This window comes from Mesorhizobium sp. WSM4810 (genome assembly GCF_055811235.1).
Map to the genome: position 1 here is coordinate 1 of NZ_JBVVQV010000022.1, position 17,439 is coordinate 17,439.

A 17,439-nucleotide genomic window follows, 5' to 3' on the forward strand; every position below is an offset into this window, starting at 1 on the left:
TAGTGAATAGTGAATAGTGAATAGTGAATAGTGAATAGTGAATAGTGAATAGTGAATAGTGAATAGTGAATAGTGAAAGAGGGGCGCTCTCACTGCCGACTACTGACTATTCACCATTCACCATTCACCATGGACGGAGCGAACAATGAACACCGACGAAGTGCTGGGCGTTTTCCGTGAAGCCGGTGCCGTTCTCGAAGGGCATTTCATCCTGACATCGGGCTTGCGTAGCCCGGTCTTCCTGCAGAAGGCACGGGTCTTCATGCATGCCGACAAGACCGAGCGCCTGTGCAAGGCGCTGGCCCAAAAAATCCGCGCTGCTGTGTCCGGCAGGATCGATTACGTCGTCGGCCCGGCGATCGGCGGGCTGATCCCGGCTTACGAAACCTCGCGCCATCTTGGCGCACCGGCGATCTGGGTCGAGCGGGAAGCGGGCGAGTTCAGGCTCCGCCGCTTCGAGATCGCCAGCGGGTCGCGCGTCGTCATCGTCGAGGACATCGTCACCACCGGCCTGTCGATCCGCGAGACCATCGACTGCCTGCGCGCGCTTGGCGCCGAGGTGGTTGCCGCTGCCTGCATCATCGACCGCTCGGCCGGCAAGACCGATGTCGGCGTGCCGCTGATCGCGCTCGCCGAATATGAGGTTCCGGCCTACCCGGCCGACAGGCTGCCGCCCGAGCTTGCCGCCATACCGCCTGTCAAGCCGGGCAGCCGCAACATTTAAGGCATGGCGCCTAAAAGCATGCCTTGGGCTTGAACCGGGGCTTGAACCGAGGGTGCGTAGCGGTTTTGGGACACGACCTGCTAAAACAAACATTAACTGAGGCGCTACCGTGATTACCGGCATCGATCATTTCGTGCTGACCGTTCGCTCCGTCGAAGACACCTGCGCCTTCTATCAGCGCGTGCTCGGCTTCAAGCGCCTCGACGAGCCGGACCGGCCGACGGCGCTGCTGTTTGGAACGCAAAAGATCAATGTGCATGAGGCAGGCCACACTTTCGAGCCGAAGGCCAAGGCGCCGACGCCGGGCTCCGCGGATTTTTGCCTGGTCGCCGCGCGCCCGCTCTCGGAGATATGTGCCAGCCTGGCTGCCAATGGCGCGGCGATAGAAGTCGGGCCGGTCGAGCGGATCGGAGCCCTTGGCCCGATGATGTCCGTCTATTTCCGCGATCCGGACGGCAATCTCGTCGAGATCAGCTGGTACAACAGGTAACCGGAATTTTCGGCGCGAACGAGCGCATCGGCAAGTCGGCTTGCGGGCAACCGTGTTCACGCCCGCCGCAGCCATCATCGAGGTGCGACGCGCTTTAGTTTTGCCAAAGCCACAGCTCAGGCCAGTTCCGCTTCCACAGGGCAGTCAAGGCAAGCGGTATAGTTGCAGAGCCGGCAAATACGGTATGCATGGTCCTCGGTGCTGACGAGCCCACGCAACAGCTTGGCGGCAAGATTACCGAATTCCTGCAACTCCTCCTGACTTAGAACAGCGAGCGCTGACACGAGCCCTTTCTGGCGAGCGGAAAGAATAGCACTGCAGGTCGTCTCGCCCAGAGGAGTGAGCCTTAGCGCTACCGCGCGATGGTCGTCAGGCGCCGAGAACCGAGCCGCCAGTCCATCCGCGACCAGTCGATCGACCAGTCTGACGGTGCCCGAATGGGACAGTGACAATGCGCGGCGCAGCCTCTCGATCGACAGGCCCGGTACGTGGCCAATGAGGGTGATCGCGGAAGCCGCTGGGCCGGGCTCCGGTGCTTTGGCCTGAGCGTCCCGCTGCAAAATGTCCGCAAAGGCGAGCGCTAGAGCGCCAATCACATTTTCAATCCTGGAATCGGTCATTGCCAAAAAATATATGCTCGGAGCATATACATCAAGGTCGAATTATTATATGCTTGGAGCATACAATCGAAAGGAGAAGGCCATGTTTACCTCTGCAACCGCCAACGCTCCGATCGTGGCGCGCATCAATCAAGCTGGCTACCACCTTGCTGCCGTCGGTCGCGCGGTAACCCTTTTGGGGGTGGTGCTTCCTCTGCTGTTGATCGGCATTTTGAAATTTACTGCAATCGAGATCGAGGCGCTTAGGCCATTCGTCGAGAATACGCCTTGGCTGGCATGGCTCTATCCCGCATTCGGATTTGCGGGAGCCTCCTACTTCCTGGGCGTGGTCGAACTGGTCACAGCGCTTCTGCTGATAGCATCTGTCCGCAGCGTTTGGGCCGGCCTCGTGGGGGGGGCCATCGGCTCAGTCATCTTCGCGCTGACATCCTCGACAATGCTCACCCTGCCGATCTGGGAAACGGGCTCCGGAGGGTTTCCCTTCCTCAACGGGTTAGGTGCCTTTCTGATCAAGGATGTCGCCTTGCTCGGAGTGAGCCTGGTCATATTGGGGAGCAGCCTTCAGCAACTCGTATCCGACCTCGGCCGAAAAATTGATCGTGGTGATGAACAACGCATCGAGAGGTGAGAGATGTCTCTACTCGCTATCTGGCGCAGGACGGACGAACCAGGGCACGATGTCGTGCAGCTAAAGCAGACAGACCTCGGCTGGCACTTGAATGGAGCCGCTGTATACCTGTCGGATGCGGGCCCGGCACGTTTGGACTACGCTGTGCAACTGGCCGAAGATTGGACGACCAAATCCGGCAGCGTTCGCGGGTTCATCGGTTCCCAGTCAGTTGATCTCACAATAATCCGCAACGAGACCGGCTGGACTGTCAATGGGCAGCGGCAGCCGGCGGTTCAGTCGATGGTGGATCTGGACTACAGCTTTACGCCGGCGACGAACCTACAACAAATTCGCAGAATGAACCTGAAGGTCGGCGACAAGGCGGATTTTCCGGTGGCCTGGCTGGTGGCTGGCGTGTCGAGTTTGGTTGTTCTGCCGCAAACCTACCATCGTGTGAGTGAGACCGAGTACATCTACGAGGCTCCCACAGTGCCATACCGTGCTACGCTGCTCATTCCCGAGGCTGGCTTTGCTCAAGATTACCCCGACGGCTGGGTTTTCGAGACCGGCAACGCCGGCCGCGCACTATAGGATTGCGGCTGAAGCTTGGCGCTCGCAAGCTGACATCCATGCAACTTGCTGCTTCGGGACAAGGCGAACCCGTCGCATTTGGTTACCTCCTGTGGCAGACCATCGCGGCAGCGATTCGTTGTCTTGGGACTTGGGTGTCGCTATATCGAAGCCTTGATTGCCTTCCGGCGTGCTTGAAGACCCGCTACCGGGTGGCCGGGGCCGGCGTATTGGATCAGGACAGGGACAGAGTGCTTTTTCGACGCCGCAAGCCTGATGGTCTTCTCGAGCGGGTGCGCACCTACGTATGGCCACGCCGCTCTTTCTCGCGCTCCATGCGCCTGACGAACAGAGCTGGAACGGCCGGACGGGAAGTTCCCGCTCAATGATCATTGGCATCGGCAGCGACCTGATCGATATCAGACGCATCGAAAAATCGTTGGAGCGCCATGGCCAGCGCTTCATCCAGCGTATCTACACCGAGGTCGAACAGGCCCGCTCCGAAAACCGCGGCGCCCGCGCCGCCTCTTATGCCAAGCGTTTTGCTGCCAAGGAGGCCTGCGCCAAGGCGCTGGGCACCGGTATGGCGCAAGGGGTGTTCTGGCGCGACATGGGCGTCGTCAATCTGGCCAGCGGCAAGCCGACCATGGCGTTGACCGGCGGGGCGGCGGCGCAGTTGGACAAGATCCTGCCTGAAGGGCACAGAGCGGCGATCCACCTCACCATCACCGATGATTTTCCGCTTGCTCAAGCCTTTGTGATAATCGAGGCGATGCCCGTCGAATAAGCGCCATATTGATCGCATCTGACCACCGGCATGACGTTGCCCAGCGCGCGCCGAGACTCTATACCAACCAACGCATAATCGAGGACGACATGAGCGTGGCTGAAAAATCCCAGAAGAAATCCGGCGGGCTTGGCGAAACCGTCAGCGTCATCGTCCAGGCGCTGTTGCTCGCTCTGGTCATCCGTACGCTTCTTTTCCAGCCATTTTCTATACCGTCCGGGTCGATGCGGCCGACCTTGCTCGAAGGCGACTATCTCTTCGTCACCAAATGGTCCTATGGCTTCTCGCGCTATTCGCTGCCGTTCGGGCCGGACCTGTTTTCGGGCCGCATCTGGGGCGCCGAGCCGAAGCGCGGCGACGTGGCGGTGTTCAAGTTCCCGCCGGACCCCTCCGTCGACTACATCAAGCGCGTCGTCGGCCTGCCGGGCGACAAGATCCAGGTCAAGGATGGCCAGCTCTTCATCAACGGCGTCGGCGTGCAGCGCCAGAAGGTCGGGCAGATCGACAATCGCGACATCACCGAGGAGAGCGGGCCGGTCGACGTCTATCGCGAGACATTGCCGAATGGCGTCAGCTATGACACGCTCGACCTGATACCCAACTCGATCGGTGACAACACCCAGGAGTTCGACGTGCCGCCCGGCCACTATTTCATGATGGGCGACAACAGAGACAATTCCTCGGACAGCCGCTTCACCGTCGGTTTCGTGCCCGACGAGAACCTGGTCGGTCGCGCCAACCTCATCTTCTTCTCGATCGGTGGCAGCGCCAGCCCGCTCGAAATCTGGAAATGGCCGTCGCAGATGCGCGCGTCGCGCCTGCTCCATTTCGTCAAATAGGTCATGGTGGCGACAAAACGGCTGACCGTCGACGCGCTCGCCGAAGCGCTCATGGAGCGCACCGGCCACGCCTTTGCCGATCGACTGCGCTTGCAGCGCGCGCTGACCCATGCCAGCGCCCGCAGCAGCCATGCCGGCATTGACTATGAGCGTTTCGAATTCCTGGGCGACCGCGTCCTCGGCCTGGTCGTCGCCGACATGCTGCTGGCGGCGTATCCTGATGCTGCCGAAGGTGAGCTGTCGCTCCGGCTCAACGCGCTGGTCAATGCCGAGGTGCTGGCGGAGATCGCCGAGGAGATCGGCCTGCCGGAACTGATCCGTGCCGGCTCGGACGTACGCGGCCTGGACGGGCGCAAGCGCGTCAATCTGAGGGCTGATGCGCTGGAATCGCTGATCGCCGTGCTCTATCTCGATGGCGGGCTTGAGGCGGTCCGCGCCTTCATCCACAAATACTGGCGACCGCGCTCGCAGGCCACCGGCGCCGCCCGCCGCGATGCCAAGACCGAGTTGCAGGAGTGGGCGCATCAGGCGGCAGGCGCCGTGCCGGTCTATATAATCGATAGCCGCGAGGGACCGGACCACGATCCGCTGTTCACCGTCACCGTCAAGGTCGGCGCCTATCCGCCGGCGACCGGCAGCGGGCGCTCCAAGCGCGAGGCCGAGCAAACCGCCGCGACTGCGCTGCTGTTGCGCGAAGGCGTCTGGCTGAACAAGGGGAGCGCGGTATGACCGCCACCGAAGACGTCCCGCCGGCAACGGAAGCCGCCACCACGCACTCTGGCTTCGTTGCGCTGATCGGCGCGCCGAATGCGGGAAAATCGACGCTGGTCAACCAATTGGTCGGCGCCAAGGTGTCGATCGTCACCCACAAGGTGCAGACGACGCGCGCCATCGTGCGCGGCATCGCCATCCATAATAACGCACAGATCGTCTTCGTCGACACGCCGGGCATCTTCAAGCCGAAGCGGCGGTTGGACACGGCGATGGTGACGACCGCCTGGGGCGGCGCCAAGGACGCCGACATCGTGCTGCTGCTGATCGACGCCGAGCGCGGCATCAGGGGCGACGCCGACGCGATCCTCGAACGGCTGAAGGATGTCCGCCAGCCGATGGTGCTGATCCTCAACAAGGTCGACCGGGTCAAGCCCGAGGCGCTGCTGGCCCTGTCCGCGGCAGCGAATGAAAGAGTGCCCTTTAAGCGCACCTTCATGGTTTCGGCGCTAACCGGGTCGGGCTGCAAGGACGTGCTCGACTATCTCTCGGAAACCCTGCCTGCCGGCCCTTGGTATTACCCGGAAGACCAGATCTCCGACTTGCCGATGCGTCAGCTGGCGGCCGAGATCACTCGCGAAAAGCTCTATCTCAGGCTGCATCAGGAACTGCCCTATTCCTCCCATATCGAGACCGAGAAATGGGAAGAGAAGAAGGACGGCTCGGTGCGGATCGACCAGACCATCTATGTCGAACGTGACAGCCAGAAGAAGATCGTGCTCGGCCACAAGGGCGAGACGATCCGTGCCATCGGCCAGGCGGCACGCATGGAGATATCCGGTATCCTCGAACAGAAGGTGCATCTTTTCCTGTTCGTCAAGGTGCGCGAGAACTGGGGCGACGACCCCGAGCGCTATCGCGAGATGGGGCTGGAGTTTCCGCATTAGAGCATGTTCCCGAAAATGGGAGCCGGTTTTCGGAAAAGATCATGCTCGAACCAGAAGTCACTATCGACACAGCCCTCGTGAGCCGGTTGGTCGCCACGCAATTTCCTCGATGGAAGGATCTTGCTGTCCGGCCGGTTGCATCAGGCGGATGGGACAACAGGACCTTTCATCTCGGAGACCATATGTTGGTGAGGCTGCCGAGTGCGGCGGCCTATGCCTTGCAGGTCGAAAAGGAACATCGCTGGCTGCCAAGGCTTGCGCCTCTGCTGCCGCTGCCTGTCCCTGTCCCGCTGGCGATGGGAGCCCCGGTCGATGAGTATCCCTGGCATTGGTCCGTCTATCGCTGGATCGAAGGCGAGACGGCGACGCTGGAGCGTATTGCCAGCCTGCCGCAATTCGCGGCCGGCCTGGCCCAATTCCTGGTCGCCCTGCAACGGATCGATCCCGCCGGTGGACCGGCGCCAGGGCAGCATAATTTTTTTCGCGGTGGACCACTGAGCGTCTACGACGGTGAGACCCGGCAGGCAATTGCAGCCCTCGACGGCAAGATCGATACGGTCGCCGCGAGCGCGGTGTGGGAAGCAGCGCTTGCCGCGACATGGCACGGCGCGCCCGTCTGGTTCCACGGTGACGTCAGTTGGGGAAACCTGTTGGTCAGGCAAGGTGCTTTGAGCGCCGTGATCGACTTCGGGACTTCGGGCGTGGGCGATCCCTCGTGCGATTTGGCGATTGCGTGGACGCTCTTCGAAGGGAAAAGCCGAGAGGTGTTTCGCGCCGGTCTTCAGGCCGATGAGGCAACCTGGGCGCGAGGCCGTGGCTGGACGCTATGGAAAGCGCTGATTACGGTCGCCGGCCATATAGACATCAATCCAGTCGAGGTTGAAAAGTCGCGACGCGTGATCGATGAAGTGCTTGCCGATCACCTCCGCGCGGACCGCCGCGGAGGGCACCGACACAGCGCCTGAAAAACTTGATTTCGTCACCGAAGCGGTGACAAGCTCCGTTCATGGAATGGCGCGACGAAGGAATTATTCTCGGTACCCGCAAGCATGGCGAAACCAGCGCCATTCTTGAGGTCATGACGCGTGCGCACGGCCGCCACCTCGGCCTTGTGCGCGGCGGCCGCTCGCGCAAGCAGCAGCCGGTTCTGCAGCCCGGCAACCGCGTCGACCTGTTGTGGCGGGCGCGACTCGACGAGCATCTGGGCACCTTCCAGGCTGAGGCGATCGAAATGAACGCCGCCCGGTTGATGGACAGCGCCGTCGCCATCTATGGGCTGCAGACCATGGCGGCGCATCTGCGCCTGCTGCCCGAGCGCGACGCGCATGACGGCCTCTACGAGACGCTGGCCGTGATGATCGCCCATCTCGACGATGCGGACGCCGCCGGCGAGCTGGTGGCGCGCTTCGAATTGCTGATTCTCGACGAACTCGGCTTTGGCCTCGATCTCAGCCAGTGTGCCGCGACCGGCGCCAGGCAGGACCTTGCCTATGTCTCGCCGAAGTCCGGGCGCGCCGTGTCGCGCGCCGCAGGCGCGCCATGGCGCGACAAGATGCTGGTGCTCCCCGCATTCCTGCAGCGCGGCTCCGGGCTGCGCGCCGATCCGGCGGCGATCGAGGATGCCTTCCGGCTGACCGGCTTCTTTTTTTCCCGCCATGTCTACGAGCCGCGCGGTATCGAGGCGCCCGGCGCCCGCACCGGCTTCCTCGCCGCCCTGCTCAAGCACCACGCGGCGGGCAAGGTGATTGGCGCCGAGACCGCCGCCGGAGAAATCATTACGTGAGCGACGTGGAACTCTATCCCGGCCGGATTTCGCCGCCCGGCCTCGGCACCATTCCACACGCCGACATCGGCTGAATATACCGGCCTGGAATTGCTCCAGCGCATCATCGACAACAAATACAAGGCTCCGCTGCTGGCTTTCGGCACCGAAACGTGCTCGATCTTTCCGGCCGCCAATCTGGCGGCGCGCTGACTCGGCTGGCCGTCTGGCCGCCGTATTTGTCGGTCACTACTGGTCTGGTTTGGGGGAACCGCCATGTTCGAAAGCCTGATCGGCCTGGTCGCGATCATCGCGCTGTTAGTCATTATCTCGCGCCAGCAGAGCCGCATCGGCCTGATCGAGCGCGAACTTGGTGCGCTGCGCAGCCTCGTGCTTTCGGGTGTCCATGTGGCCCCGCCGGAGGCCAAGCCGGTAGAACAGGCCGCAAACGACAGCATGCCGGCAGACGCGGCAATGGCGGCCGTGACCGACATTGCCCCGCCACCGGCGGGCGAAGCTGCTGCTGAGGAAAAGCCGCCCACGCAGGTTGAAGCCGGGGATGCTGCATCCGGACCGTGGGCTGCGGGCGAAGCGGCGCCGGCTGGGCCTGCACCTGCGCTACCGACGGCCGCGACGGCGAAAGCGGCCCAAAAACCCGATATTGAAACGGCGCTCGGCACCCGCTGGGCGGTCTGGGTCGGCGGCATCGCGCTGGCGCTGGGCGGGCTGTTTCTGATCCGCTACACCATCGAGGCCGGCATTTTCGGTCCCGGCGTGCGGCTGAGCATGGCAGCAATGCTCGGGCTGGTGCTGGTCGCCGTCGGCGAGTTCATCCGCCGTACCGGCTTCAAGGTGCCGGTGCAGGGAGTCGCCGGCGCCTATATTCCGGCGATCCTGACGGCGGCCGGTGCTTTCATCCTGTTCGGCACGGTTTATGCCGCGCATGGCGTCTATGGCTTCATCGGGCCGGCGCTCGCCTTCACGCTGCTCGGCGCCATCGGTGTGGCGACGATCGCAGCAGCCCTCGTCCATGGCCAGGCACTGGCCGGCGTCGGCCTGCTCGGCGCGGTGGTGACGCCCATGTTGGTCGCCTCGCAGGCTCCGAATCCTTGGGCGCTGTTCGGCTATTTGGCGATTGTGCTCGCCGCTACCGGCGTGATCGCCCGCCTGCGCTACTGGAAATTGCTGATGGCGGCAGCGTTCGTCGGCACCGGACTGTGGACCATTCTTTACATGACCGATGCGCCGGGCACCAACCTGCCTGTCGTCCTCTTTATCAACGCGGTGACCCTGGCCGTGCTCGCCCTCGTCTGGCTCGGCCGTCGCGGTGGCGAAGCAGGACCCGCCAGTGGCTTCGACTGGCCATCGGTCGCGCCTGGCTTCTTCGTCGGCCTTTCGGCGATGGCGCTGTTCGTCGACCCCGCATACGCTGCCGGCGATGCTCTGCCGGGAGCAGCCCTTATCGCAGCCCTGGTCGCGGTAGCGCTCTACCGGCCGCTGGCGCTGGCGCTTCTGCACGCCGCAGGGCTGGCGACGGTTCTGGTCTATCTCGGCATCATTCCGCCAACCTCCGTCGTTTCAGACTTTTCAGGTGGCGCTCTCGGCGTCGATGGCCTGCCGGCGGCAGTTGCCGATACGCTGGTGCTCAGGATCGGCATCGTTCTCGGACTTGTGCTCATCGCAGCCGGCTTCTGGGCAGCGCGCAAATTTGCTGCATCGGCTCACATCCGCGCCGCCTCATGGGCGGCATGGGGCGTTGTCGCGCCGCTGGTCATTCTGTTGGCGCTCTGGTTCACCTTCGGCAATCTCGACCGCGATCTTGTCTACGCGGCGGTTGCAGCCCTTTTGGTGGTGGTCTTCGCCACCGGCGGCGAGTGGATTGCGCGCGGTGAACAGCCGCCGCTGCGGGGCGGTGCGGCCGTCTCGTTCGCGCTTGGCGGGGCAGCAGTCGCTGCCTTGCTGATGCTCTACATGGCCTTTGGGTCCGGCTGGACGACCATGCTTCTGGGTGCCGCGGCCATCGTGCCGGCGCTGGCCACCCGCTGGCGCGCCTACCCGGTGCTCGGCTGGATTTCGGTCGCTGCGGTCATCGCGGTGCTCGGTCGCATCGCCTTCGATCCGACAATCGTCGGCGCTGAATTCCTGTCGAGGACGCCGGTGTTCAACTGGCTGCTGCCGGGCTACGGCGTGCCGGCGCTTGCCTTCGGCTTCGCCGCCTGGCAACTCGCCCGCACCACAAATGGCCGGCCACGCCTCGCCATGGAAGCGGGCGCAGCGCTGTTTGCAGTGCTCACGGTTGCCATATTGGTGCGCCATGCCATGCATGGCGGCGTCATCGACATGGGTGCTGCGACGCTCGCCGAGCAGGCGATCTACACGCTGATCGCCATCGGCGCCGGCGCCATCCTGGTCGCCGTCGACATGCGCTCGCCAAGCTTGGTGCTGCGCTATGGTTCGCTTGCCGCGGGCGTCGTCTCGGTCGCCTTCATCGTCATCCAGCATTTTGTGGCGCTGAACCCGCTGTTTACCGACGAATCAACCGGCCGGATCCCGGTGTTCAACCTGCTGTTCCTCGCCTATCTCTTGCCAGCCCTCGCTGCCGGCGGGCTCGCGCTCTACGCCCGTGACAAGCGGCCGAAATGGTATGCCGCGATGCTGGCGCTGGTGGCGGCGCTGCTCGCCTTCGTCTATGCGACGCTGTCGGTGCGGCGGCTGTTCAAGGGCGAGTTCATCGGCCTGTGGAGCGGCCTCGGCCAGCTCGAGACCTATACCTATTCCGCGCTGTGGCTGATCATCGGCGTGGCGCTGCTAACCGCCGGCGTCTGGCTGAAGTCGCAGGTGCTGCGCGTTGCGTCGGCCGCGCTGATCTCGGTCGCTGTCTTGAAGGTGTTTCTCTTCGACATGTCGGAACTGGAAGGCGTGCTGAGGGCGCTGTCCTTCATCGGCCTTGGCGCAGTGCTGATCGGCATCGGCCTGTTTTATCAGCGACTGCTGACAAGAGCGGCGAGAGGAACCTAAGGGATCGTCTGTTTGAATGTCCAATAAAATGGAATAGTTGAAGGTTCAGCAGGAGATATTCAAAAGTGCCTCTCTATATTCGCGACAAAGAAGTGGATGCGCTGACCGCAAAATTGCAGTGTGAGATCAACGCTGCCAGTAAAACGGAAGCAGTGCGGATTGCACTTTTGCATGAACTTGAGCGTAACCACGCCCGCAAGCCTTTGCGTGACAGGATTGCGGTGTGGCAGGAGAAGTGTGCCGCGTTGGGGCCATCCGACCCCAACTTCGACATGAAGGCATTCACCGACGAGGCATGGGAAGACTGACGTTGGCGAGCCCGATCCGGGCGGTTCAACTGTGAGTGCCAATACGGCGCGGGATATTCCGCAGCGCTGGGCGATGCGAAGGAACTCGACGGCTCGATTGTAGATCGCTGCGCTTTCCGGCACATGCCACGACTCTGCCTTCCCTCTCAATCCCACCGGGAATAAACCAGTCCGCGCCAGCGTTATCATGTTGCTTGGGTGGCCGGGCGGCGGACCGCTTCGCGCTGGCCGCTTGCGCCGCGCCGTGAAGGCGCGTTCAATCGGATGAACAAGGGCGACCTCAGAACCAGCGGTCATGGACGAAAAGAAGGCAGCAATCCTGGGCGAGATACCACGCCTGCGCCGTTATGCGCGCTCGCTGCTGCGCGATCGCGATTCCGCCGACGATCTCGTTCAGGACTGTCTCGAACGGGCGCTTGTGCGGCTCGACAATTGGCAGACTGGAGAAAGCCCCAGGAGGTGGCTGTTTACGATCATGCATCATTTGTTCATCGACCAGATGCGCAAGGTGAACCGGCGCGGCGAAGCAGCGATGCTGCCGCTGGAAGCGCGCGAGGCGCAGGCAGCACCCGCTGAGCAGGTGGAGAGCATCGCCTCGCGCGAGATCATCGACGCGTTGCAGGCGATCAGCCCCGATCGGCGCGCAGCACTGGTCATGGTCGCCATCGAAGGCTTTTCCTATGCCGAGGCCGCCAACATCCTCGGCGTCCCGGCCGGCACGCTGATGTCGCGCATCGCGCGCGGGCGTGACGAGTTGCGCGGGTTGCTGGATGATGCCGCGCGTCGCCGGGCGATAAGGATCGTCGAGAAATGACCCGGCGCGACTTTTCCGAACGCGACATCCATATGGCCCTCGATGACGAGCTGCCGGTTGACGAGCGCGTGGCTTACGATGCCTGGCTCGAGGCCAATCCTGAAATGAAGGCGAGGAGCGTCCGCTATGTCGCCGACCGCGCAGCACTGCGCGCCGCCTTCGCCGGCGTGCTCGACGAGCCGGTGCCGGCGCGGTTGCAAAATATCGTGTTCGGCGAGGCGCCGGTCAAGACGGCGGCATCGAGCTCGCGCTGGTGGCGGGCGGCTGCCGCAGCGGCGATGCTGGCCATCGGCGGTGTTGGCGGTTATGTCGCCGGCATCGACCATCTCGGTGTGGAAGATCCGGCCGAGGACCAACTCGTCGAGCAGGCGATCGCAGCCCATGTCCTCTATGCCGCCGAGCAACGGCATGCGGTGGAAGTGCCGGCCAGCGACAAGGATCATCTGCAGACCTGGCTGTCCAACAGGGTCGGCCTGAAGCTGGTCGCACCGGATCTGGCGGCGCAAGGATTCCAGCTCGTCGGCGGTCGGCTGCTGCCCGCTGGCGAGAGCAAGGCCGCGATGTTGCTTTATGAGGACGCCAAGGGCGAGCGCATCTCGCTGTTCGTCACAGCGGAATCGGCCGAGAAGACCAAGGGCACTTATGGATCGGAAGAAGACGGCCCCGAGGCGATCTACTGGTTGGACAAGGGCTATGGCTGCGCCGTCGTCGGCTCGCTGCCGCGCGCGCAGCTGACTGCAGTGGCGAAGAGCGCCTACAGCCAGCTTGTCGCCGGGCTTGCCAGCTGAGCTGCGCTGTTTTTCAAAGCTTGCGTCTACAGCGCCGCGTCTTTGGACACGCAAAGGCTGCAGCACTTAATTTTTGCGCATGATACTTTCCCGAAAATCGATTTCGATTTTTTTGGGGGTCATGCGCCGCCGAAACTGTCACAATTCAGCCCGAATCGAGGTGCGATAGCGCTTGACGGATGCTGGCGCTTCGGCTGTGTTGTCGACACTTCTGACCAGGCCTTTCCAAGAATCGAATCGAGGTTTTCCAAGCCCGCATGCCTGCCGAGATTCGCACGGCCCGCGCGTCCGACGTCGATGACCTCGCGGCGATCGAAAAAGCTGTTTTCTCTGGCGACCGCATTTCCCGCCGCTCCTTTCGTCAGTTGATCGAACGCGAGACCGCCGAGATGCTGGTTGCCGAAAACGACGGCCGCATCGCCGGCTATGCGGTCGTGCTGTTTCGCAAGGGCAGCGGAGTCGCGCGGCTCTATTCCATTGCCACCGGTCCGCTTTTCGGCGGGCTCGGAATTGGCCGCATGCTGTTGAAACGGGCCGAGGAAGCCGCCTTCGAGCACAACCGCATGATGCTGCGTCTCGAGGTGCGCGAGGACAACAGCCGAGCCATCCGCATTTACGAGCAGAGCGGCTACCGCAAGATCGGCCGCGAACCGGGCTATTACGAGGACGGCACCACGGCGCTGCGCTACGAAAAGACCCTGCGCGGCGACATTCCGGTCGCCACCAGGGTGCCGTTCTACCAGCAGACCTGCGATTTCACCTGCGGCCCGTGCTGCCTGATGATGGCGATGGCCAATTTCGATCCCGGCTTCGTGCCCGACCCGGTGATGGAAATCCGTTTGTGGCGCGAGTCGACCACCGTTTTCATGATGTCGGGGCCGGGCGGCTGCGAGCCGTTTGGCCTCGCCGTTGCCGGCCACGAAAGCGGGCTCTCTGCCGAGATATATGTCTCCTTCCATGGTGCGCTGTTCCTGCAGTCGGTGCGCAGCCAAGACAAGCGCCGGGTGATGGAACTGGCGCAGGTCGACTTTCGCCGGCGCGCGGAACGTTACGGCATCCCGGTGAATTACCGTCCATTCGCCATCGACGATATCCGCACCGCAATCGCAGAAGGAAAACTGGTGTTGGTCCTGATCAGCGGCTTCCTTATGTTCGGCAAGAAGGTTCCGCACTGGGTGCTGGCCATCGGCGACGATGGCGACCATATCCTGATCCACGATCCCTGGGTCGAAGACGAGAGACAGGAGACCATCCTTGATGCCGCCAACATTCCGGTGCCTTACGGCATCTTCATGAACATGGCGCAATTCGGCCGCGATGGATTGCGTGCCGCCATAATCCTCGGAAAGCGCTGAAGACAATGACCTGGGTCATCCTTACCGGCCGGCAGAACGATCTCGATCAGGTGGCGACACCGCACAAGATCATCACCAATCGCGACTATCTCGCGCATCCGGCGCTGTTTCGCGGCCAGCGGCCGAAAGTCATCAACCTGTCGAACAATTACGGCTACCAAAGCCGCGGCTACTATGCCTCGCTGCTCGCCGGTTCGCGCGGTCACAAGGTCATTCCGACGGTCGAGACGATGATCGACCTGTCCGAGCGCAAGCTCTACGAGCATGCGCTGCCGGAGCTGGAACTCGCGCTCAACAAATGTCGCAAGGATCTGGGCGGAGCCTTTCCGCAAAAAGTCTGCATCTTTTTCGGCATCGGCTCGTCGAGGATTTGGGATCGCTTTGCCAAGCTTTTGTTCGACTGGTTCCGGGCGCCGGCGCTGGAAGTCCATATCACGGACAACGCCGAATGGGCGTCGATCCGCAAGATCGGCTTCCATCCGCTGGCCAGGATGACCGAGGACGAAGAAAAGCGCTTTCTTCAGTGCCTCGAGACCTACACCAGCCGCGAGTGGCGTGACACCAAGGGCCGCACGCCGGCGCGCTACACCTTCGCCACGCTGGTCGATCCGCATGAGGAGTTGCCGCCATCGGAGATCTCGTCGCTGCGCTATTGGGCCAAGATCGCCGAGAAGATGGGCGTCGAAATCGAGCCGATCACCAAAAAGGATCTGGCCAAGCTCGCCAACTACGACGCCCTGTTCATCCGCGAGACGACTTCGATCTCCAATCACACCTACCGCTTCGCGCGCCGCGCCCAGCAGGAAGGCATGCCGGTCATCGATGATCCGCTGTCGATGATCCGCTGCACCAACAAGGTCTATCTCAACGAGCTGATGACCTACAACAAGGTGCCGGTGCCGCCGACGGTGATGATCGCCGGCATCTCGGACCTTGAAGTGGCGGCGCAGACGCTGGGCTTTCCGCTGGTGCTGAAAATCCCGGACTCGTCGTTTTCACGCGGAGTCAAGAAATGCGCTACCTTGGAGGAGCTGAAGACGCTTGCCACCGAATGGCTGGAGGATTCCGATCTCCTGATCGCACAGAAATTCATTCCGACCCAATATGACTGGCGCGTCGGCGTGCTCGGCGGCCAGCCTCTGTTTGCCGTGCACTACCTGATGGCCAAGAAGCACTGGCAGATCGTCAACCACAAGGCCAACGGCAAGCCTGACCAGGGCGGCATCAAGACCTTCACCTTGAAGGAGGCGCCGGCCCATGTCGTCGAGACGGCAGTGAGGGCGGCGCGCTGCATCGGCGATGGCCTCTACGGCGTCGACCTCAAAGAGACCAAGGACGGTGTCTTCGTCATAGAGGTCAACGACAATCCCAACCTCGACCATGGCTGGGAGGACTCTGGCGAAAAAGATGAGGTCTGGGTGCGGCTGACGCAGTGGTTCCTGGAGCGGCTCGACCGACAGGGACGGTAGCAGGGGTTCTATCCGATCGACGCCCCAGCCTTCTATCCGTCGCGGCAGGCTCACACCTTCGGCTCCCCGCCCGAACACGGCGCTGTATCCCCTCAGCGTTTTTCAGTCGGCCGGCTGCACTGTTTGGCGCCGCGATTTCTCGATTGCCGCATACCGTTTGAGAAACGCGTTTTGCGCCCAGGTCACCGAACGCGGGGTGAAATCGAAGCGGTCGGCATTGAAGCCGCGCGGCCGGCCGAAGAATTCGGTCGCCTCGGCGGTCGAAAAACCGGCAAGCAGCGTCGCCTCGAAATAGGCGGCGATCTGGTCGGCGCGCTTGATCTCCTTGCGCAGGCCCGCAACCGGTTCGACCGGCAGCAAAAAGCGCAGATGGATGGCGCGCTGCAGCCTCAGCTCGCACTCCTTGTAGCTGCCGCCCATCACCGATTTGAACGGTGAGATCATGTCGCCGATGACATATTCCGGCGCGTCGTGCAGCAAAGCCGCCAGCCGCGCATCGGCTGGGGCGTCCGGCACCAGCTCGCCGAAAAGCGCCTCGACCAGCAGCGAATGCTGGGCGACGGAAAAGGCGTGATCGCCGATGGTCTGGCCATTCCAGCGGGCGACGCGGGCAAGCCCATGGGCGATGTCCGAAATCTCGATGTCGAGCGGCGAGGGGTCGAGCAGATCGAGCCGCCGGCCCGACAGCATGCGCTGCCAGGCGCGCGGCGGCGCGCCGGGACGGTCGGCCGCCATCAGGCCTCCTCCGCGCCGACGGGTTCCTGCGGGAAGATGAATTTCGCCCAGGCCGGGATGGTGAGCGACACCGGGACGTCATCCGCCATGATCGGCTGGCCGGAGTCGAGCGCTGCCTTGACGCGGTCGATGCGGGCTATGGCGAGGCCCGCCGTGCCGGCGGCCGTGCCAAGCGTGCCGACCGGTCGCCCTGCAACTGTCAACTCTGTGCCAGGAGCGGGCAGGGGCCGTTCGGCCGAAACGATCAGCACCCGCCGTCTGGCGGTGCCGCGATGCTGCATCCGCGAAACCACTTCCTGGCCGACATAGCAACCCTTCCTGAAGCCGACGCCGCAGGTCTCGTCGAGCAGCACATCATGCGGGAAGGCGTCGCCGAGCTGATAGTCGCTGCCACTTTCGGCAATCCCATGGGCGATGCGCAGAGCTTGCCATGCGGCCCGGTCGCCGCCAGCGGCAGCGGCGCCATAAAAGCGATTGACGACTGCGTCGCGGAACCGTGCATCGGCAACCGGCGTTGAATCAAACTGCGAAGCAGTTGAATCATCCCCCCAAACAACAGCGACAAGTCCCTGATCTGCCTTGGCGATCTCGACCTTGGCGCGCAATTTGTAGAGCATCAGCCGGCGTATGAAATCGTCTGATATATCGGATCGGCATTCGAGGCGGAACAAATTCTCGCCAGCGCGGGAGATCAGGAAGTCGAACAGAATCTTGCCTTGCGGCGTCAGCAAAGCGCCCGGCTTTGCCTCGCCGGGAGCCAGCGCGTCGAGGTCGGTGGTCAGAATGTTCTGCAAAAAACTCTCGGCATCCGGGCCTGACACGGAAACGAGCGCGCGGTCTTTCAACTGGGCAAAGGGCATGGGCGGAAAAGAACCTGATCTTGCAAAACGGT

At 62.8% G+C, this 17,439-nt stretch carries 19 protein-coding genes; 16 read left to right on the plus strand and 3 right to left on the minus strand.

What is annotated here, in order from left to right; translation table 11 throughout:
• The first annotated feature begins 145 nt into the window (after positions 1 to 145).
• Entirely contained in the window at positions 146 to 724 is a 579-nt protein-coding gene (gene pyrE, locus AC0L3O_RS25780; protein WP_023800770.1) for an orotate phosphoribosyltransferase, read from the plus strand.
• Between the two features lie 109 nt (positions 725 to 833).
• Positions 834 to 1,214: a VOC family protein gene (locus AC0L3O_RS25785; protein ID WP_473616961.1), complete on the plus strand. Its 381-nt coding sequence runs from the start codon at positions 834 to 836 to the stop codon at positions 1,212 to 1,214.
• Between the two features lie 116 nt (positions 1,215 to 1,330).
• Here the strand turns inward: AC0L3O_RS25785 and AC0L3O_RS25790 are convergent, their stop codons facing one another.
• Entirely contained in the window at positions 1,331 to 1,834 is a 504-nt protein-coding gene (locus AC0L3O_RS25790) for a MarR family winged helix-turn-helix transcriptional regulator (RefSeq protein ID WP_287258587.1), read from the minus strand.
• 82 nt (positions 1,835 to 1,916) lie between these two features.
• Between AC0L3O_RS25790 and AC0L3O_RS25795 the strand changes: the two genes are divergently transcribed.
• The 14 genes from AC0L3O_RS25795 to AC0L3O_RS25860 all read left to right on the plus strand — a co-directional run bounded on the left by AC0L3O_RS25795 (position 1,917) and on the right by AC0L3O_RS25860 (position 15,812).
• On the plus strand, positions 1,917 to 2,462 hold the full coding sequence (locus tag AC0L3O_RS25795; protein WP_473616962.1) for a DUF417 family protein: 546 nt from the start codon (positions 1,917 to 1,919) through the stop codon (positions 2,460 to 2,462).
• Positions 2,463 to 2,465: 3 nt separating this feature from the next.
• The gene (locus AC0L3O_RS25800) at positions 2,466 to 3,035 is read left to right on the plus strand and encodes a putative glycolipid-binding domain-containing protein (protein ID WP_128172701.1); all 570 of its coding nucleotides are present in this window, start codon (positions 2,466 to 2,468) and stop codon (positions 3,033 to 3,035) included.
• 364 nt (positions 3,036 to 3,399) lie between these two features.
• Positions 3,400 to 3,801, plus strand: a complete 402-nt coding sequence (gene acpS / locus AC0L3O_RS25805) for a holo-ACP synthase (RefSeq protein WP_023800765.1) — start codon at positions 3,400 to 3,402, stop codon at positions 3,799 to 3,801.
• A gap of 89 nt (positions 3,802 to 3,890) precedes the next feature.
• Complete coding sequence (gene lepB, locus AC0L3O_RS25810; protein ID WP_287064369.1) at positions 3,891 to 4,640, plus strand: signal peptidase I; 750 nt, start codon at positions 3,891 to 3,893, stop codon at positions 4,638 to 4,640.
• A gap of 3 nt (positions 4,641 to 4,643) precedes the next feature.
• Positions 4,644 to 5,369 carry a ribonuclease III gene (rnc, locus tag AC0L3O_RS25815; RefSeq protein ID WP_473616964.1) on the plus strand — a complete coding sequence of 242 codons (726 nt, stop codon included), beginning with the start codon at positions 4,644 to 4,646 and terminating at the stop codon, positions 5,367 to 5,369.
• Positions 5,366 to 6,298 carry a GTPase Era gene (gene era / locus AC0L3O_RS25820; protein WP_473616965.1) on the plus strand — a complete coding sequence of 311 codons (933 nt, stop codon included), beginning with the start codon at positions 5,366 to 5,368 and terminating at the stop codon, positions 6,296 to 6,298. Before rnc ends, era begins: the two co-directional genes overlap by 4 nt.
• Positions 6,299 to 6,339: 41 nt before the next feature.
• Positions 6,340 to 7,263, plus strand: a complete 924-nt coding sequence (locus tag AC0L3O_RS25825) for an aminoglycoside phosphotransferase family protein (RefSeq protein ID WP_473616966.1) — start codon at positions 6,340 to 6,342, stop codon at positions 7,261 to 7,263.
• A gap of 41 nt (positions 7,264 to 7,304) precedes the next feature.
• The gene (gene recO, locus AC0L3O_RS25830; protein WP_473616968.1) at positions 7,305 to 8,081 is read left to right on the plus strand and encodes a DNA repair protein RecO; all 777 of its coding nucleotides are present in this window, start codon (positions 7,305 to 7,307) and stop codon (positions 8,079 to 8,081) included.
• Positions 8,082 to 8,336: 255 nt separating this feature from the next.
• Positions 8,337 to 11,078, plus strand: coding sequence for a DUF2339 domain-containing protein (locus AC0L3O_RS25835; RefSeq protein ID WP_473616969.1), 2,742 nt, complete (start codon positions 8,337 to 8,339; stop codon positions 11,076 to 11,078).
• A gap of 65 nt (positions 11,079 to 11,143) precedes the next feature.
• Positions 11,144 to 11,386, plus strand: a complete 243-nt coding sequence (locus AC0L3O_RS25840; RefSeq protein ID WP_128170818.1) for a type II toxin-antitoxin system VapB family antitoxin — start codon at positions 11,144 to 11,146, stop codon at positions 11,384 to 11,386.
• A gap of 295 nt (positions 11,387 to 11,681) precedes the next feature.
• The gene (locus tag AC0L3O_RS25845; RefSeq protein WP_027152718.1) at positions 11,682 to 12,200 is read left to right on the plus strand and encodes a sigma-70 family RNA polymerase sigma factor; all 519 of its coding nucleotides are present in this window, start codon (positions 11,682 to 11,684) and stop codon (positions 12,198 to 12,200) included.
• Entirely contained in the window at positions 12,197 to 12,988 is a 792-nt protein-coding gene (locus AC0L3O_RS25850) for an anti-sigma factor family protein (protein ID WP_128170817.1), read from the plus strand. The genes AC0L3O_RS25845 and AC0L3O_RS25850 overlap by 4 nt, the downstream gene beginning before the upstream one ends.
• A gap of 257 nt (positions 12,989 to 13,245) precedes the next feature.
• Positions 13,246 to 14,343, plus strand: a complete 1,098-nt coding sequence (locus AC0L3O_RS25855) for a peptidase C39 family protein (protein ID WP_128170816.1) — start codon at positions 13,246 to 13,248, stop codon at positions 14,341 to 14,343.
• Between the two features lie 5 nt (positions 14,344 to 14,348).
• Complete coding sequence (locus tag AC0L3O_RS25860) at positions 14,349 to 15,812, plus strand: RimK family protein (protein WP_473616970.1); 1,464 nt, start codon at positions 14,349 to 14,351, stop codon at positions 15,810 to 15,812.
• 102 nt (positions 15,813 to 15,914) lie between these two features.
• Here AC0L3O_RS25860 and AC0L3O_RS25865 read toward each other — a convergent pair whose 3' ends face one another.
• Positions 15,915 to 16,547 (minus strand): HD domain-containing protein, encoded by a 633-nt coding sequence (locus AC0L3O_RS25865; protein WP_128170814.1) that lies wholly within the window; start codon positions 16,545 to 16,547, stop codon positions 15,915 to 15,917.
• A complete protein-coding gene (ygfZ, locus tag AC0L3O_RS25870; protein ID WP_473616972.1) occupies positions 16,547 to 17,407 on the minus strand; it encodes a CAF17-like 4Fe-4S cluster assembly/insertion protein YgfZ in 861 nt (286 codons plus the stop codon). The genes AC0L3O_RS25865 and ygfZ overlap by 1 nt, the downstream gene beginning before the upstream one ends.
• Between the last annotated feature and the right edge of the window lie 32 nt (positions 17,408 to 17,439).

What these genes read in the sequence shown, in the direction of transcription:
- AC0L3O_RS25865 (WP_128170814.1), bottom strand. Translation starts at nt 16,547, where the DNA reads ATGGCGGCCGACCGTCCCGGCGCGCCGCCGCGCGCCTGGCAGCGCATG.
- acpS (WP_023800765.1), top strand. Translation starts at nt 3,400, where the DNA reads ATGATCATTGGCATCGGCAGCGACCTGATCGATATCAGACGCATCGAA.
- AC0L3O_RS25790 (WP_287258587.1), bottom strand. Translation starts at nt 1,834, where the DNA reads ATGACCGATTCCAGGATTGAAAATGTGATTGGCGCTCTAGCGCTCGCC.
- AC0L3O_RS25795 (WP_473616962.1), top strand. Translation starts at nt 1,917, where the DNA reads ATGTTTACCTCTGCAACCGCCAACGCTCCGATCGTGGCGCGCATCAAT.
- pyrE (WP_023800770.1), top strand. Translation starts at nt 146, where the DNA reads ATGAACACCGACGAAGTGCTGGGCGTTTTCCGTGAAGCCGGTGCCGTT.
- AC0L3O_RS25850 (WP_128170817.1), top strand. Translation starts at nt 12,197, where the DNA reads ATGACCCGGCGCGACTTTTCCGAACGCGACATCCATATGGCCCTCGAT.
- AC0L3O_RS25855 (WP_128170816.1), top strand. Translation starts at nt 13,246, where the DNA reads ATGCCTGCCGAGATTCGCACGGCCCGCGCGTCCGACGTCGATGACCTC.
- lepB (WP_287064369.1), top strand. Translation starts at nt 3,891, where the DNA reads ATGAGCGTGGCTGAAAAATCCCAGAAGAAATCCGGCGGGCTTGGCGAA.
- AC0L3O_RS25860 (WP_473616970.1), top strand. Translation starts at nt 14,349, where the DNA reads ATGACCTGGGTCATCCTTACCGGCCGGCAGAACGATCTCGATCAGGTG.
- recO (WP_473616968.1), top strand. Translation starts at nt 7,305, where the DNA reads ATGGAATGGCGCGACGAAGGAATTATTCTCGGTACCCGCAAGCATGGC.
- AC0L3O_RS25835 (WP_473616969.1), top strand. Translation starts at nt 8,337, where the DNA reads ATGTTCGAAAGCCTGATCGGCCTGGTCGCGATCATCGCGCTGTTAGTC.
- AC0L3O_RS25845 (WP_027152718.1), top strand. Translation starts at nt 11,682, where the DNA reads ATGGACGAAAAGAAGGCAGCAATCCTGGGCGAGATACCACGCCTGCGC.
- AC0L3O_RS25800 (WP_128172701.1), top strand. Translation starts at nt 2,466, where the DNA reads ATGTCTCTACTCGCTATCTGGCGCAGGACGGACGAACCAGGGCACGAT.
- rnc (WP_473616964.1), top strand. Translation starts at nt 4,644, where the DNA reads ATGGTGGCGACAAAACGGCTGACCGTCGACGCGCTCGCCGAAGCGCTC.
- ygfZ (WP_473616972.1), bottom strand. Translation starts at nt 17,407, where the DNA reads ATGCCCTTTGCCCAGTTGAAAGACCGCGCGCTCGTTTCCGTGTCAGGC.
- AC0L3O_RS25825 (WP_473616966.1), top strand. Translation starts at nt 6,340, where the DNA reads ATGCTCGAACCAGAAGTCACTATCGACACAGCCCTCGTGAGCCGGTTG.
- era (WP_473616965.1), top strand. Translation starts at nt 5,366, where the DNA reads ATGACCGCCACCGAAGACGTCCCGCCGGCAACGGAAGCCGCCACCACG.